This is a genomic window from Streptomyces sp. NPDC111520 (assembly GCF_055635295.1).
The window spans coordinates 54,508-69,259 of the sequence record NZ_JBVKBW010000027.1 but is presented as its reverse complement, the minus strand read 5'-3'; the positions used below and the strand labels follow the sequence as shown (position 1 = coordinate 69,259).

Below are 14,752 nucleotides of genomic sequence, written 5' to 3'. Positions count from 1 at the left end.
TCGTGACATGGCACACTTCTGCCATGCGGGAGTTGCAGCGTGGCTGAGACGAGGGCGAGCGGGGCGCCGACCGTCCTCCGCGTGATCCTCGGCAAGCGCCTCCACGACCTGCGGGAGAAGGCGGGTTGCTCGTACGAACGGGCCGCGCGCGAGCTGGACGTCACCCACGCCACCGTGCGCCGGATGGAGAAGGCCGAGGTCGGCCTGCGCATCCCGTACGTGGAGAAGCTGCTGGCGCTGTACGGCGTCGACCCCGCCGAGGCGGCCACCTTCATCGACCTCGCCCGGCAGGGCAACCGCCCCGGCTGGTGGCACCGTTACCGCGACGTGCTGCCGTCCTGGTTCAGCGCCTTCGTCAGCCTGGAGGGCGAGGCGGCCATCATCCGCGCCTACGAGCCGCACTACGTCCCCGGCCTGCTGCAGACCGAGGAGTACGCGCGCGCCGTGCTGAGGGCCGGCCGTCCCGGAGCCACCGACGACGAGCTGGAGCGCCTGGTCGCGCTCCGCCGGGAGCGGCAGGCGCTGATCGCCCGGCCGGACGCCCCGCTGCTGTGGGTGGTGATGGACGAGACCGTGCTGCGCCGCCCGATCGGCGGCCCCGAGGTCATGCGCGCCCAGCTGGACCGGCTGGCCGAGGCGTGTGAGCAGCCGCAGGTCAGACTGCAGATCATGCCCTTCGACGCCGGGCCGCACCCGGCGATGTACGGGCCGTTCCACATCTTCCGGTTCCAGATCCGCGAGCTGCCGGACGTCGTCTTCACCGAGAGCCTGGTGGGCGCCGCCTACCTGGACGACGTGGACGACGTCTCGACCTACCTCGAGGCGCTGGACCGGATGTGCGCGCAAGCCGCGCCCGCACACGGCACCGCAGCCATCCTCGATGGCATCCGCAAGGAGATCTGACACACATGGACGACCGCATATACAACGGCATGCGCGCCCGCGACCTCGGCACCGAGGGCTGGCACAAGCCGTGGAGCGGCGGCAACGGGGGAAGTTGCGTGGAGGCCATGAAGCTGGCCGACGGCAGGGTCGCACTGCGGCAGTCCACCGACCCCGAAGGGCCGGCACTCATCTACACGGACCACGAGATCAGGATGTTCATCCAGGGCGCCAAGGACGGGAAGGCCGACTTCCTGTTGTCCTGAAGCCCCGGACTGACATCTTCGAGTGAACACGGCCCGCGCGGGCAACCGCGACGACCGACGGGCTGTCTCCAGCGGTAATCCGCCGGACGGACGGGACAAGGGGAGCAGCATGACCGGACAACTCGGACCGCTGTACGAACCGGGCGTGGCCTACGTGCGCATCGCCGCGGCGGACGCGGCGACCGCCCACAGGGTCGCCGACGTCATCGCCTCCCGGTATCCCGGGACCCGTCCGCCGCGGGTGACCACGAACGCGGACGGGCTGGTCGAGTTCGACCTGTACACGTACACCCTGGAGGAGGTCAGCCCCTCCGGGCCGTACGACGTCCAGGGCCCGGAGAGCTGCTGACCGGGCCCTGGACGCGTTCGTGGCGGATCAGCTCTCGCCGGGGTGGAGGACGACCTTCGTGTAGCCCTCGATCCGCTTGTCGAACTTCTCGTACGCCGACGGCGCGTCCGCCAGGGGCAGCTCGTGGGAGACCACGAAGCTCGGGCGGGCGCGGCCCTCGATGATCATGTCGCGGAGCTGCCGGTTGTAGCGCTTGACGTTGCACTGCCCGGTGCCCAGCCGCAGGCCCTTCTCGAAGAGCCGGCCGATGGCGACCAGCAGCCGTCCGCTCTTGGCCTGCTCGTCCGGGCCGCCGGGGTCGGACGGCACGTACAGGCCGGGGATGCCGAGGGCGCCGGTGGGGCGCACGGTGTCGATCAGCGAGTTCAGCACCGCCGCGGGCTCCTCGCGGCCCGCGCCGCCGGCCTGGGCCTGGTAGCCGACCGCGTCGACGCCCTTGTCGGTGCCCTCGCCCTTCGTGTGCTCCTTGATCTGGTCCACCGGGCTGCCCTTGGTGAAGTCGACCGGGATCGCCCCGATCTCCTCGGCCTTCTGCAGCCGCTCCGGCACCCGGTCCACGACGAAGACCTTGGCCGCCCCGCGCAGCATCGCCGAGTAGGCGGCCATCAGCCCGACCGGGCCGCCGCCGTACACCGAGACGCTCTCGCCGGGGGAGACCTGGGCGAGCTCGCACCCGTGGTAACCGGTCGGGAAGATGTCGGCCAGGAGCACGAAGTCGGACTCGTTGGCGGTGCCCTCCGGCAGTTTCAGACAGTTGAAGTCCGCGTACGGTACGCGCACGTATTCCGCCTGACCGCCCGGCCAGGGGCCCATGGCCACATAGCCGTAAGCGCCCCCGGCGAACCCCGGATTGACCGTGAGGCAGTAACCGGTGAAACCCGCCGAGCAGTTCTTGCAGAATCCGCAGGCGACGTTGAAGGGCATGACCACGCGGTCGCCCTGCTTGAGGGTGATGACCCCCTCGCCGACCTGGTCGATGATTCCCAGGTTCTCGTGGCCGAAGACGATGCCGGGCTCCGCGGCGGTCCGGCCCTCGTACATGTGCAGGTCGGAGCCGCAGATCGCGGTGGAGGTCACCCTGACGACCACGTCGTTGGGGTGCTGCAGGCGCGGATTGTCGACTTCCTCGACGGCTACTTCGAACGGTCCTTTGTAGACGACGGCCTTCACGTGGACACCTCCGATTGGTGTCTGATTCGTGGCTTACGTGACCTATTTCTCATGCTCCCTCCTTGGGCACCGCGAGACAAGCCAGCTATTCTTCACGTAAATATGCCGATTTGTGGTTGACCGCGAGGAAAGTGGGAAGCATGGCCCAGCGCTCAGGAACGCTGCTCGTCCCCGTGCCCGGTCTGTCCGGCACGCTGTACCCGGTCGGCACGCGCGTGGCCATCAGCGGTCTCGGTTCCTCCGTGGACGCCTTCGTGGACGGCGACTGGCTGCCGCTGTCGTGGTGGGAGTTCGCCGAGGGCCGCAACGACGACGTGTACGAGGGCCCCTCGGTCTGACGGGTCCGCGATCCGCGCCCGCGCAAGCGTAGTTGACGGGCCATCAGGCAAGTGGGGCCGCCTCCCGTTCCCGCTGACGGTGCGTCAGCCCGCCGTCGCGGCCCGCGTGTCCAGCCCCGCGAGCCGGGCCAGGCGGCGGTGCGAGTCCAGCAGCGCCGACCGGTCGTGGCCGGCCGTGGTGACCAGCACCTCGTCCGCCCCCGTGCGGGCGACCAGCCCCGACAGCGCGGCCGTCACCTCGTCCTCGGTGCCGTGGACGCCGTTCGACAGCGTTCCCTCGAACACCTCGCGCTCGCGCGCCGTCATCCGCCTGGCCAGCACCTCATCCGGCGGCGTCAGCGGCGGGAACTCACCCCGGGTGCGCGCGTGCGCCAGCGACCAGGCCTCCGACACCAGCAGCCGCCGGGCCGCCTCCGTCGTCTCCGCGACGGACACGGGCGCCGACACCACGACGTACGGCCGCGCCGCCCACGCCGACGGCCGGAACGCCCCGCGGTAGTCCTCGATCGCCTCGCGCATGCGCTGCTCGCCCCGCACGCCCGCGATCACCAGCGGCAGCCCGAAGGCCGCCGCCGTGGCCGCCCCCGCGCCCGTCGCCAGGACGAAGGCCGGGACGCTCATCCCCTCCGGCGGCCTGGGGTGCACCGCTCCGGGGCCCGTCGTGCCGGTGAAGTAGCCGAGCAGTTCGGTCAGCAGTTCCTCGAAGTCGTCGGCGGCGCGGGCGTCACGTCCCAGCGCCCGGCGCACCCCGTCCGTGAATCCCACCGACCGCCCCAGCCCCATGTCGATCCGCCCCGGGAACAGCGACTCCAGCACCCCGAACTGCTCCGCCACCACCAGCGGACGGTGGTTGGGCAGCATGACCCCGCCGGTGCCGACCCTGATCCGCGACGTGGCCGCCGCGACCGCCGCGGCCAGCACCGCGGGCGCGGACCCCGCCACGCCCGGCACCCCGTGGTGCTCCGACACCCAGAAGCGGTGGTAGCCCAGCTCCTCGGCGCGCCGCGCCAGCCACACGGTGTCCCGCAGCGCCTGCGCGGGCCCGGCGCCCGCGCGCACGGGGGAGCGGTCGAGGAGCGAGAAGGGGACCGGGGGCAGCTGCGGTGCGATCACCTCTTGTGCAACGCCCACCGCGGTACGGGATTCCCGCACCGCGGAGCCCCGGCGGCCGCTCAGTCCTCCCGGCGGGCGTAGGTCACGATCAGCACGCCGCTCTTGTACGTCCGCGCCTCGGTCGCCTCGTACGCCTGCGGGGCGAAACCGCCCGCGAACAGCGGCACACCGGTGCCCACGGCAACGGGGTTATCTTGACGACCAGCTCGTCGACCTCCGGCCGCAGCGAGCCCGCCGGCCGGCCGCCCCCGCACAGCCGGATGCCCGCGCCGTCCTGCCGCTTCAGCCCGCGCACGAACTCCACCGGGTCACCGGTGACCAGCTCCACCGCGGGGTCCGGGCTCGCGTCCATGCTTCCCCGACACGACGTACTGCCGCAGGTGCGGGTACGGGCTGGTCAGCCCGAACGGAAGCCCCACCTCGTAGGTGGCCCGGCCCATGAGCACCGTGTCGAACCGCCGGTTCGGCGCGTCGGCGACGCCCAGCGGACCCCGGGCCTGCACCGGCAGGGTCTCCGGGTACTCCGCGAGGACCGTCTCCATGTGGTCGCACACGGCGGCGAGGAAGTCGTACCCGCCCCCCGGGCCGGCCACGAAGCCGTCGATCGTCGACGCCACGAAATACGTCAGCCTGCGCATGCATCCCCCTGGTACGCGATGATCGTCGGCCGGGGCCGAACCAGCGTGCGCGGGTACCCCACCGCCACGCGGTACGACGGCCCCCGGAGTAGATTCTCGGTTGACGACCGACGGGCACAGCGGGGGATGGCGGAGGCTGCGATGACGGAAGCCGCGGGCGCGACGGGCCGGGCCGGGACGCTGACGCTGAGCGGGGCGAGCGGGCGGTGGGTCCTCGCGGCGGTCGTCCTGGGATCGGGCATGACGCTCCTGGACGGCACCGTCGTCAACGTCGCCCTCCCGACGATCGGCAAGGACCTCGGCGCCACGCTCGCCGGCCTCCAGTGGACGATCAACGCCTACACCCTCACCCTCGCCGCGCTGATCCTGCTCGGCGGCTCGCTCGGCGACCGCTTCGGCCGCCGCAAGCTCTTCGTGATCGGCACGGTGTGGTTCGCCCTGGCGTCCCTTCTGTGCGGCATCGCGCCCACCATCGAGGTGCTGATCGGCGCCCGCGCCCTGCAAGGGGTCGGCGGTGCGCTGCTCACCCCCGGTTCGCTGGCCCTGATCCAGGCGTCCTTCGCCTCCCAGGACCGGGCCCGCGCGATCGGGGTGTGGTCGGGCCTGGGCGGCATCGCGGGGGCGCTGGGGCCGCTGCTCGGCGGCTGGCTGGTCGACGCCGTCAGCTGGCGGTGGGTCTTCTTCATCAACCTCCCGCTGGCGGCCGTGGTCGTCGCGGTCGCGTCCCGGCACGTCCCGGAGAGCCGCGACGAGAGCGTCACCGGCGGCTTCGACATCACGGGCGCCGTGCTCGGCGCGGTCGGCCTCGCCGGGGTCACCTACGCCCTGATCGCCGCGGGCGGCAGCCACCCGGACATCGCCGCCGTCTGCGTCTCCGGAGTGGTGGGTGTGGCCGCGTTCGCCGGGTTCGTGGTCACCGAGCGGCGCAGCCCGCACCCGATGCTGCCGCCCAGCCTCTTCGCGAACCGCCAGTTCACCGCCGCGAACCTGGTCACCTTCGCCGTCTACGCGGCGCTCGGGGGGCTGTTCTTCTTCCTGGTGCTGGAGTTGCAGACCGAGGCCGGGTACTCCCCCCTGGCCTCCGGGACGGCGCTGCTGCCCATCACGGTCATCATGCTGGCGCTGTCCGAACGCGCCGGCCGGCTCGCCGAGCGCATCGGGCCGCGCATCCCCATGACCGTGGGCCCGGCGGTCTCCGCCCTCGGCCTGCTCCTGATGCTGCGGATCGGCGCCGACGCGTCCTACGTCGCCGACGTCCTGCCCGCGGTGTGCGTGTTCGCCCTCGGCCTGGCGGCCACCGTCGCCCCGCTCACCGCCACCGTCCTCGGCGCCGCCGACGTACGGCACGCCGGCACGGCCTCGGGCGTCAACAACGCCGTGGCGCGCGCGGCGGGCCTGCTCGCGGTGGCGGCCCTGCCGCTCATGGCCGGGCTCTCCGGGGACGACTACGAGGACCCGGCCGCCTTCGGCCACGGCTTCCGCGTCGCCGTCGTGATCTGCGCGGGGATGCTGGTGGTGGGCTCGCTGCTGGCCTGGTTCGGCGTCCGCTCCGACGTGCTCCGCGAGACCCCCGAGGAGCCGGTGAAGCCGGTCCCGCCGTGCAAGCACTACTGCGCGATCGGCGCCCCGCCCCTGCAGAGCGACGTGGAACCCGTCCACGGGAAGGCGGCCGGCGCCGGGCCCGGGAGCCGCGAGGAAGGCCCCCCTGCCGGCTGACCCGGCTGCGTCGTGCGCCCCCGCCGGGCGTCAGTACTCCTCGGACTCCGGTACGAGATGCATGGCGGCCTCCTCGGCGGAGGCGGCTGCCCCGTCGATGCCGATGTCCTGGGCGACCATGCCGTCGGTGTCGTAGTGCGCCCCCTCGTCGGGGGCGACCAGCCGTCCGGCGCGCGGCCCGCCGACCTCGCCGTCGATCAGTTCGCCGTCGGTGTCCCACGCGTCTCCGATGCCGTCGCCGTCGGGGACGGGCAGGTCCGGGAGTTCCTCGGCCAGGCGTTCGTCGAGCGTCTCGCCCCGCAGCCGGCCCGCCGCGGTGATGGCGGGCTTGTTCACCGCCCAGGGCCGCTCCGGCGGCGAGTAGCCCTCGTCGAGTATCTGGTCGACACCGTGGTAGTCCAGGGTGTCCTCGGGCTCCAGCAGCCCGGCGTCGTCCTGTACCTCTGACCCGTCCGGCTGGTAGACCTCGTCACCCATCTCGTTGTCTCGCATGTCCGTCTCCTCGCTCACGCGCCGGCACCGCCTAGGCGCCGCCTCGCGGGCCGCGCGCCCCCTCTCCCCTCCACACTCTTCCGTCCGGACGCCGATCGCCACCCGGAAGCGTGAAAAGGGCCGGTGCGGGAACGTTCCAACATTCCCCGGACCTTCACCCGCGGTGCCGCGCCGCCCCGGCCGCGCCGCAGTCGTGCTGCACGGCGGCCGGGGCGGCGGTCCGGAGACCCGGGCTCCGGGGGGTCAGCGCCCGGAGGACCGGCGGCCGGAGGAACCGGAGTCGCCGCAGTCCAGGTCGGCGAACCCGCGGCCGAAGTCCGAGAAGCCGCGGTCGAAGCCGGAGAACCCGTGCCCGGGACCCCGGACCACCCGGAAGGACGCGGTGGTCTGGATGCGCGGGGGGCACCGCAGCGTCACGGTGTACCAGCCGGGACGGGTGTGCTTCGGCACCCGGAAGGTGCCCGCCAGCAGGCCGCTCCTGCCCAGGGGCAGCAGGTTGATCTGGCCGCCGGCTTCGGACTGGCCCTTGGAGTAGTTGGCGTCGCGACCGCAGGCCGTGGTCGTGACGGTCAGCCGCATTCCGGGGACGGCGTAGTAGGGGGTGACCCAGGCATCGGAGATGTCATTGGCGGAGGCATTGGGGATGGTGAGACCGATGACGGCCGCGGCCATGGCGACGCCGCCAAGAACGCGTGTTGTAGGCATGAGGCAGCTCCAGGTCGAACGGGCAGGGTGGGCGAGCGGTCCCTGGCGGTCCGCTCCACGCGGAGCAAAACAGCACCCCGGGGGGCCTGCCACCCGAAGCCGCCGCCTGTGGTGCCGCACCTGGCCGTACCCGGTCACCTGTCCGGCACGTCACCGCAGGTCAGGAGGGATGCGCTCACCGCTCTGCGTTCAGCGTCGCGCCTACCCGCAAACAGGTGACGAACCGACAGATCGCGGACACCAAAAGTGGATTGACGACTCGTCAGAAACTGGGGCGGTCAGGCGTCCTTGTGGAGACCGATCACCTCGCGCAGCGCGTTGCGGGCCTCGTGCGAGCTGCCGCCCTGCTCCAGCAGCGCCGCGGCGATCGCGTCCAGTTTGCGCTGGACGGCGTGCTCGGCACGGCGTTCGGCGTTCTTCAGCAGCGCGAGCAACAGGAGGGTGACCGCCGTCATCAGATCCGCCGCGAACAACTGCCAGTTCAGGGGCAGCCCGAGGGCGTGCACGACGAGGAAGCCGGCCACCAGGAGCAGGCAGACGGCGTAGAAGAGCGGCGATGCCGTGAAGTTGGACGCCGCCTCGGCGAGCCGCTCGAACCGGCCGCGTCCGGTCTCGTCGTCGGTCCGTTCGGCGGGATGCCGGAACGTCACACCGTCCTCCCGGGGGTGATCGCCGACGATGCGGCGGTGCGGCGCGCGGGGCACCCGGCCGGCCCGCGTGGGCCGGCCGGCCGGGGCGCCGTGCGGTCAGCAGATGCGGGGCAGTTGCTCACCCAGCGGCAGGTCCACCACGCGCGTCCCGCCCAGCCCGGTACGGGCGACGACCATGCCCGCGTGGTCCGTCACGCACTCGCCGACGACGGCCGCGCCGGCGCCCAGCGGATGCGCGCGCATCGCGGCCAGCACCTCGTCGGCCACGGCGCGGGGCACGAAGGCCACGAGCCGGCCCTCGTTGGCGACGTACATCGGGTCCAGGCCCAGCACCGCGCAGGCGTTGGCCACCGCGGGCGGCACCGGCACCGCCCGCTCCTGGAGGACGACCCCGACACCCGCGGCCGCGGCGATCTCGTTGAGGGCGGCCGCCAGACCGCCGCGCGTGGGGTCGCGCAGCACGTGCACGTCCGTCGTGACGCGCAGCACGGCTTCGACGAGCCCGCCGAGCGCCGCCGTGTCGCTCTCGATCTCGACCCCGAACTCCAGGCCCTCGCGCACGCTCATCACGGCGACGCCGTGCGCCCCGATCTCCCCGCTGACGATGACCACGTCGCCCGGCGCGGCGCGCTGCGGACGGATGTCGACCCCGTCGGGGACCAGCCCGATGCCCGCGGTGTTGACGTACAGCCCGTCCCCGTGGCCGGCCTCGACGACCTTGGTGTCCCCGGTGACGACCTCCACCCCCGCGGTGCGCGCGGCCGCGCCCAGCGCTTCGGCGACCCGCCCCACCAGCGGCATCTCCACGCCCTCCTCCAGGATGAAGCCGCAGGAGAGGTAGAGGGCCCTGGCACCGCTCATCGCCAGGTCGTTGACGGTGCCGTTGACGGCGAGGTCGCCGATGCTGCCGCCGGGGAAGAACAGCGGCCGCACCACGTAGGAGTCGGTGGAGAACGCCAGCCGGGCCCCGCCCAGCGTCACGACCGCGGAGTCGGCGAGCCCGGACAGCACCTCGCCGCCGAAGGCCGGGGCGAAGACGTGCCGTACGAGCTCCGCGGACAGCGCGCCCCCGCCGCCGTGGCCCATCACCACCCGCGGCTGGTCGCGCAGCGGCGCCGGGCAGGTCCAGCCGGAGAAGTCCGGGGCGGCGAGGGTCTCGGTGAAGTCAGCCAACGGGGCTCGCCTCCAGGGGTGCGCTGGTCCCGCCGAGCCGGCGGTAGAGGTAGTACGCGGCGCAGGCCCCCTCGCTGGAGACCATCGTGGCGCCCAGCGGGGTGCGGGGTGTGCAGACACCGCCGAACGCCTCGCACTCGTGGGGCTTGATCAGGCCCTGCAGCACCTCGCCGCTGCGGCACTCCGCCGGTTCCCGCGTGGTGATGCCGGTGACGGAGAACCGGTGCTCGGCGTCGTACTCCCGGTAGCGTTCCGACAGCCGCCACCCGCTGTCGGGGATGACGCCGATCCCGCGCCACGCGCGGTCGGTGATCTCGAAGACGTCCGCGAGCATCGCCTTGGCCGCGGGGTTGCCCTCCGGCCGCACGGCGCGCGGGTAGGCGTTCTCCACCCGGTACTCGCCGCGTTCCAACTGGCGCACCGCGCGCCGGACGCCCTCCAGGATGTCCAGCGGCTCGAAACCGGTGACGACGATGGGCACGCCGAAGCCGTCCGCCAGCTCCGGGTACTCCTCCGTCCCCATCACGCTGCACACGTGGCCGGCCGCCAGGAACCCCTGCACCCGGCAGTCCGAGGAGCGCATGATCGCCTCGATCGCTGGCGGGACGCGGACGTGGGACACCAGCAGGCTGAAGTTGGGGATGCCGAGCCTGCGCGCCTGGTACACCGTCATCGCGTTGGGCGGGGCGGTCGTCTCGAAGCCGATCCCGAAGAACACGACCTCGCGGTCCGGGTTCTCCCGGGCGATCCGCAGCGCGTCCAGCGGGGAGTAGACGACGCGTACGTCACCGCCCTCGCCGCGCACGCCGAACAGGTCGCGCCCGGTGCCGGGCACGCGCAGCATGTCGCCGAAGGAGCAGAAGACCACCCCGGGGCGGGAGGCGATCTCCAGCGCCTTGTCGATGACCTCCAGCGGGGTCACGCAGACCGGGCAGCCGGGGCCGTGGATGAGTTCCACCTCCTTCGGCAGGAGCTGGTCGATGCCGTGCCGGATGATGGTGTGGGTCTGGCCGCCGCACACCTCCATCAGCGCCCAGGGCCTGGTCACCGTCGCGTGGATGTCGTCCAGCAGTCTCCGGGCCAGCTCCGGGTCCTGGAACTCGTCGATGTACTTCACCGCTCCGCCTCCGCCGTCGTTCCCGCGTCGGCGGCCGCCTGCTGCCAGGGGTCGCCGAACTCCTCCTCCAGCAGCCCGAGGTTCCCGAAGAGGGCGAGCGTCTGCCGGGCCGACTCCTCGTCGAGCCGCTGCAACGCGAAGCCGACGTGGACGATGGCGTACTCGCCGACCTGGAGGTCGGGCAGGTACTCCAGGCACACGTCCTTCACCACGCCGCCGAAGTCGACGACCGCCATCTTGGTGCCGTCACGTTCCTCGATCTCCAGCACCTTGCCGGGTACCGCCAGGCACATCAGCTGTCTCCTCGCTGTGGATGGTGGGGGATGCCGCGGGCGGCGGCAGCGACGACGAGCTGGCCGAGCGCCAGGCCCCCGTCGTTGGGCGGCACGAGCCGGTGGCGCAGCACCGTGAACCCGTCCGCGCGCAGGTCGCGGGCGCACGCGGAGGACAGCAGCGCGTTGGCGAAGACGCCGCCGGTGAGCGCCACCGTGCCGAGGCCGTGACGTTCCCGCAGAGCGCCGCACACACCCCGGACGAGGTCGGCCACCGCCCGGTGGAATCGTCCGGCGATCACCCCGGCGGGCACTCCCGCGGCCAGGTCCGCGACGACGGCCGCCAGCACCGGGCCCGGGTCGCAGGCGGTTGCCCCGCCAGCACCGGCACCCTCGCGCGGGGCGAAGGCGTAGCCCTCGGCGGGCACACCGCCCGCCGCGACGGCCGCCGCCTCCAGCTCGACGGCGGCCTGCGCCTCGTACCCCGCCACGTGGCACACCCCGGCCAGCGAGGCGACCGCGTCGAAGAGCCGGCCCATGCTGGAGGTCGGGACGCAGTGCAGCCCGCGCGCCAACTGCACTTCCAGGACGACTCGTTCGCCCTCCGGGCAGGCGTCCGCGCACGGCAGGCCGGGCGTCCAGGGGAGCCCGGCCGCCCTCAGCTGCGCCAGCGCCATCCGGTAGGGGCGGCGTACGGCCGCGTCACCGCCGGGCAGCGGGGCGTACGCCAGGTGCGCCGCCCGCCGGAAGTCCGCGTAGTCGGCGAGCAGGAACTCACCGCCCCACACCGCGCCGTCGTCGCCGTGGCCCGTGCCGTCGAAGGCGACGCCGATGACCTGGTCCGTACCGTCCAGTCCGGCCTCGGCCATCGCCGCCGCGACGTGTGCGTGGTGGTGCTGCACCTGCCGCAGCGGCCGGCCGCCCGCGGCGCGTACCGCCCAGCCCACCGAGCGGTAGCCGGGGTGCCGGTCCGCGGCCAGCAGTTCGGGCCTGACCCCGGTGATCCGCTCCAACTGCCGTTCCGCGTCGCTGAAGGCGGTCAGCGTCGCCAGGTCGTCCATGTCGCCGACGTGGGCCGACATCCAGGCATGCCGGCCCTCGCCCACGCAGAAGGTGTTCTTCAGGTCGCCGCCCACGGCGAGCGCGGGCCTCACCGGGACGGGCAGCGGCACGGGGAGGGGCGCGTAGCCGCGCGAACGCCGCACGGGCAGTTCCTCGCCGTCGCAGATCCGCACCACCGAGTCGTCGCACGGCACATGGATGGGCCGGTCGTGCGTGAGCCAGGCGTCCGCCAGCCCCACCAGCCGCTCCAGGGCCTGCCCGTCGTGGGTGACGATGGGTTCGCCCCCCAGGTTGCCGCTGGTCATCACCAGCAGCCGGGGCCCCGGCGGGTCGCCCGGCAGCCCCAGCAGCAGGTGGTGGACGGGTGTGTACGGCAGCATCACCCCGAGGTCGGCCACCCGCGGCGCCACGGCCTCCGCCACCGCGCGCACCCCCGCGCGGCGCCGCAGCAGCACGATCGGCCGGCGGTTGCCGGTCAACGACTCCCGCTCCGCCGGGCCGAGGTGGGCCAGTGGTTCGACGTCCGCGACCTCCCGGGCCATCAGGGCGAACGGCTTGTCGCCGCGGCCCTTGCGGGCCCGCAGCAGCCGCACGCTCTCCTCGTTGCCCGCGTCGCAGGCCAGGTGGTAGCCGCCCAGGCCCTTCACCGCGAGGATCGCGCCCGCCGCGAGCAACCGCCGTGCCCCCGCGAGCGGTTCACCCTCCAGCCCCGCGCGCAGGCCGCCGGGCACGACCAGCCGCAGCCGGGGACCGCAGTCGTGGCACGAGACCGGCTGCGCGTGGAAGCGGCGGTCGGCGGGATCCTCGTACTCGGCCCGGCACGCCGCGCACATCGGGAAGCCGGCCATGGTGGTGTTGGGCCGGTCGTAGGGCAGGCCGGTGACGATCGTGAAGCGCGGCCCGCAGTGCGTGCAGGTGATGAACGGGTGCCGGTGGCGGCGGTCCGCGGGGTCGTGCAGCTCGGCCAGGCACGCCTCGCAGGTGGCCGTGTCGGGGGAGACCAGGGTGCGGGAGGCCGTGTCGCCGGGGCGGGAGGGGCTGATCGTGAAGTCCGTGCCGCCCGCGAGGGGCACGGGGCGGTGGGACACCGACTCGACCACCGCCAGCGGCGGTGCCTCGGGGCCGATCCGGTCGCAGAAGGCCGCGACCGCGCCGGGGGCGCCCTCGACCTCGGCGACCACCCCGTCCCCGGTGTTGCCGACGTGCCCCGCGAGTCCCAGTTCACGGGCGAGGCCGAACACGAACGGCCGGAAGCCGACCCCCTGCACGACCCCCCGGACCAGCACCCGGCGGCGCTGCGCGGTCCGGGCCGCGGGCCCCGGCTGACCCGGCATCAGTGCGTGTGGCCCACGGAGCGGGTGTGCCCGGCGGCGTCCTCGTGCGGGTGCGCGTTCTCACCCGCGGGCACCTGACCGTGGTCGTGGTCGTGGTCGTGCGCGTGACCGTGCTGGACAGCGGTGCGCGCCATCACCGGACGGTGCACCGCGGCCCCCGCGTGCACGGCCAGCGCCCGCTCCAGCAGCACCCCGGCGCCCTCGCCGTCCCGCGAGGACGTCCGGAGCACCTCCACACCCGGGTTGACCTGGGCCACGGCCGCCAGGAAGGCCGCTTCGTCGAAACCGGCCGCCTCGGCGATGTCGGACTTCGTCACGACCACCAGATGCGCCAGCCCGAAGGCCGTCGGGTACTTCAGCGGCTTGTCCTCGCCCTCGGTCACCGAGGCCAGCACCACCCGCAGCGACTCGCCGAGGTCGTACGAGGCGGGGCACACCAGGTTGCCGACGTTCTCCACGAACAGCAGGTGCGTGCCCTCCGGCAGCCAGCTGTCGACGTGGCGCCGCACCATCGCCGACTCCAGGTGGCACAGCCCGTCGGTCAGCACCTGCCGCACCGGGGCACCGGAGCGGGCCAGCCGGGTCGCGTCGTTCTCGGTGGCGAGGTCGGCGGTGAGCGCCGCCACCGGCACCCCGCGAAGCCGGGCCAGCCCCAGTTCCGACTCCAGCAGCGCCGTCTTGCCGCTGCCCGGGCTGGACAGCAGGTTCACCATGACGGTCCCGCGTGCGGCGAGTTCCTCCCGCAGCTCCTGTGCGCCGCGGTCGTTCCTGGCGAGCACGGACTGCCGCAGATCGGTCACTTTGCACATGGCTCTCAGCGCTCCTCGGGGAGTGTGGCGGCCGGCCGCCGCTGCCCGGCCCACCGCACCTCGGTGATCCGCAGTTCACGGCCGGACAGCAGCTCCGTCGCCGCGCCGTCGCAGCCGGGACAGGTCAGCCGCGGGGGCATGCCGGTGGCCCAGTCCCGCGCGCAGCGCGCGCAGCGGGCCCGGCCGGGGACGGTCTCGGTGGTGAGGGCCGCGCCCTCCAGTACGGTGCCGGTGCAGGCGAGGTCGAAGCTGAAGGCGAGGGCGTCCGCCACGACACCGGCGAGTTCGCCGACCTCCAGGTGGACGGACTCCGCGCAGGGCGCCGCGCCCGTGCCGTCCGCGAGCCGGGCGGCGGCCTCCTCGACCTGCTCCACCACCGCCACTGCGATGGACATCTCGTGCATCGGCCTCTTCTCCGGTGTGCGGGTACCGGCCGGGCCCCGGCTGCCGGCGGGCCGGCGGGCGGTGCCGGCGGCTCACGCGGCTCCATTGAAGGCCCGGCTCCCGGGACACCCGGCCCGCCACGCCGCCGGGCCGGCACCGGCCTACCCGTTCGGCCTCACATGGACCGGATGTGCAGGTACCGCTTCACGTCCGGCAGGACGCGGGACATGGCGAGGGCGGCCACGGCCGCGCCCACCGCGCTCAGGGCGATCTTCCACATGG

Annotated in this window: 18 protein-coding genes; 5 read left to right on the top strand and 13 right to left on the bottom strand. The window is 73.5% G+C overall.

Annotation, left to right across the window (positions count from 1 at the left end; genetic code table 11):
- The first annotated feature begins 39 nt into the window (after positions 1–39).
- From ACZ7MY_RS38690 to ACZ7MY_RS38680, 3 genes are all read left to right on the top strand, one after another.
- Positions 40–903 carry a Sco1979 family transcriptional regulator gene (locus ACZ7MY_RS38690; protein ID WP_499609874.1) on the top strand — a complete coding sequence of 288 codons (864 nt, stop codon included), beginning with the start codon at positions 40–42 and terminating at the stop codon, positions 901–903.
- A 5-nt stretch (positions 904–908) separates the two neighbouring features.
- Positions 909–1,148 carry a DUF397 domain-containing protein gene (locus ACZ7MY_RS38685; protein WP_499609870.1) on the top strand — a complete coding sequence of 80 codons (240 nt, stop codon included), beginning with the start codon at positions 909–911 and terminating at the stop codon, positions 1,146–1,148.
- 109 nt (positions 1,149–1,257) lie between these two features.
- Positions 1,258–1,497, top strand: a complete 240-nt coding sequence (locus tag ACZ7MY_RS38680; RefSeq protein WP_499609868.1) for a hypothetical protein — start codon at positions 1,258–1,260, stop codon at positions 1,495–1,497.
- Between the two features lie 27 nt (positions 1,498–1,524).
- Here ACZ7MY_RS38680 and ACZ7MY_RS38675 read toward each other — a convergent pair whose 3' ends face one another.
- Positions 1,525–2,667, bottom strand: coding sequence for a glutathione-independent formaldehyde dehydrogenase (locus ACZ7MY_RS38675; RefSeq protein WP_499609866.1), 1,143 nt, complete (start codon positions 2,665–2,667; stop codon positions 1,525–1,527).
- Positions 2,668–2,807: 140 nt separating this feature from the next.
- On the opposite strand from ACZ7MY_RS38675, the gene ACZ7MY_RS38670 reads away from it, so the two are divergent.
- Positions 2,808–3,005, top strand: a complete 198-nt coding sequence (locus ACZ7MY_RS38670; protein ID WP_499609863.1) for a hypothetical protein — start codon at positions 2,808–2,810, stop codon at positions 3,003–3,005.
- Between the two features lie 84 nt (positions 3,006–3,089).
- Here the strand turns inward: ACZ7MY_RS38670 and ACZ7MY_RS38665 are convergent, their stop codons facing one another.
- Positions 3,090–4,115: an MsnO8 family LLM class oxidoreductase gene (locus ACZ7MY_RS38665; protein ID WP_499609930.1), complete on the bottom strand. Its 1,026-nt coding sequence runs from the start codon at positions 4,113–4,115 to the stop codon at positions 3,090–3,092.
- A 311-nt stretch (positions 4,116–4,426) separates the two neighbouring features.
- Complete coding sequence (locus ACZ7MY_RS38660; RefSeq protein ID WP_499609860.1) at positions 4,427–4,756, bottom strand: dihydrofolate reductase family protein; 330 nt, start codon at positions 4,754–4,756, stop codon at positions 4,427–4,429.
- Positions 4,757–4,897: 141 nt separating this feature from the next.
- Here ACZ7MY_RS38660 and ACZ7MY_RS38655 point away from each other — a divergent pair, with 141 nt between their 5' ends.
- Positions 4,898–6,472 carry an MFS transporter gene (locus ACZ7MY_RS38655; protein WP_499609857.1) on the top strand — a complete coding sequence of 525 codons (1,575 nt, stop codon included), beginning with the start codon at positions 4,898–4,900 and terminating at the stop codon, positions 6,470–6,472.
- A gap of 30 nt (positions 6,473–6,502) precedes the next feature.
- Here ACZ7MY_RS38655 and ACZ7MY_RS38650 read toward each other — a convergent pair whose 3' ends face one another.
- From ACZ7MY_RS38650 to ACZ7MY_RS38605, 10 genes are all read right to left on the bottom strand, one after another.
- Entirely contained in the window at positions 6,503–6,964 is a 462-nt protein-coding gene (locus ACZ7MY_RS38650; RefSeq protein WP_499609854.1) for a DUF5709 domain-containing protein, read from the bottom strand.
- 243 nt (positions 6,965–7,207) lie between these two features.
- Entirely contained in the window at positions 7,208–7,669 is a 462-nt protein-coding gene (locus tag ACZ7MY_RS38645) for a hypothetical protein (RefSeq protein ID WP_499609851.1), read from the bottom strand.
- 278 nt (positions 7,670–7,947) lie between these two features.
- Entirely contained in the window at positions 7,948–8,319 is a 372-nt protein-coding gene (locus ACZ7MY_RS38640) for a low affinity iron permease family protein (protein ID WP_499609848.1), read from the bottom strand.
- A 96-nt stretch (positions 8,320–8,415) separates the two neighbouring features.
- Positions 8,416–9,405: a hydrogenase expression/formation protein HypE gene (gene hypE / locus ACZ7MY_RS38635; protein WP_499609929.1), complete on the bottom strand. Its 990-nt coding sequence runs from the start codon at positions 9,403–9,405 to the stop codon at positions 8,416–8,418.
- Positions 9,406–9,484: 79 nt separating this feature from the next.
- Positions 9,485–10,609, bottom strand: a complete 1,125-nt coding sequence (gene hypD / locus ACZ7MY_RS38630; RefSeq protein ID WP_499609845.1) for a hydrogenase formation protein HypD — start codon at positions 10,607–10,609, stop codon at positions 9,485–9,487.
- Positions 10,606–10,902, bottom strand: coding sequence for a HypC/HybG/HupF family hydrogenase formation chaperone (locus ACZ7MY_RS38625; RefSeq protein WP_499609842.1), 297 nt, complete (start codon positions 10,900–10,902; stop codon positions 10,606–10,608). Before ACZ7MY_RS38625 ends, hypD begins: the two co-directional genes overlap by 4 nt.
- Positions 10,902–13,277, bottom strand: a complete 2,376-nt coding sequence (gene hypF / locus ACZ7MY_RS38620) for a carbamoyltransferase HypF (RefSeq protein ID WP_499609839.1) — start codon at positions 13,275–13,277, stop codon at positions 10,902–10,904. Before hypF ends, ACZ7MY_RS38625 begins: the two co-directional genes overlap by 1 nt.
- The gene (gene hypB / locus ACZ7MY_RS38615) at positions 13,277–14,086 is read right to left on the bottom strand and encodes a hydrogenase nickel incorporation protein HypB (protein ID WP_499609836.1); all 810 of its coding nucleotides are present in this window, start codon (positions 14,084–14,086) and stop codon (positions 13,277–13,279) included. The genes hypF and hypB overlap by 1 nt, the downstream gene beginning before the upstream one ends.
- A gap of 5 nt (positions 14,087–14,091) precedes the next feature.
- The gene (locus ACZ7MY_RS38610) at positions 14,092–14,490 is read right to left on the bottom strand and encodes a hydrogenase maturation nickel metallochaperone HypA/HybF (protein ID WP_499609834.1); all 399 of its coding nucleotides are present in this window, start codon (positions 14,488–14,490) and stop codon (positions 14,092–14,094) included.
- Positions 14,491–14,645: 155 nt separating this feature from the next.
- A complete protein-coding gene (locus ACZ7MY_RS38605; RefSeq protein WP_499609831.1) occupies positions 14,646–14,750 on the bottom strand; it encodes a DUF6893 family small protein in 105 nt (34 codons plus the stop codon).
- Positions 14,751–14,752: the final 2 nt, after the last annotated feature.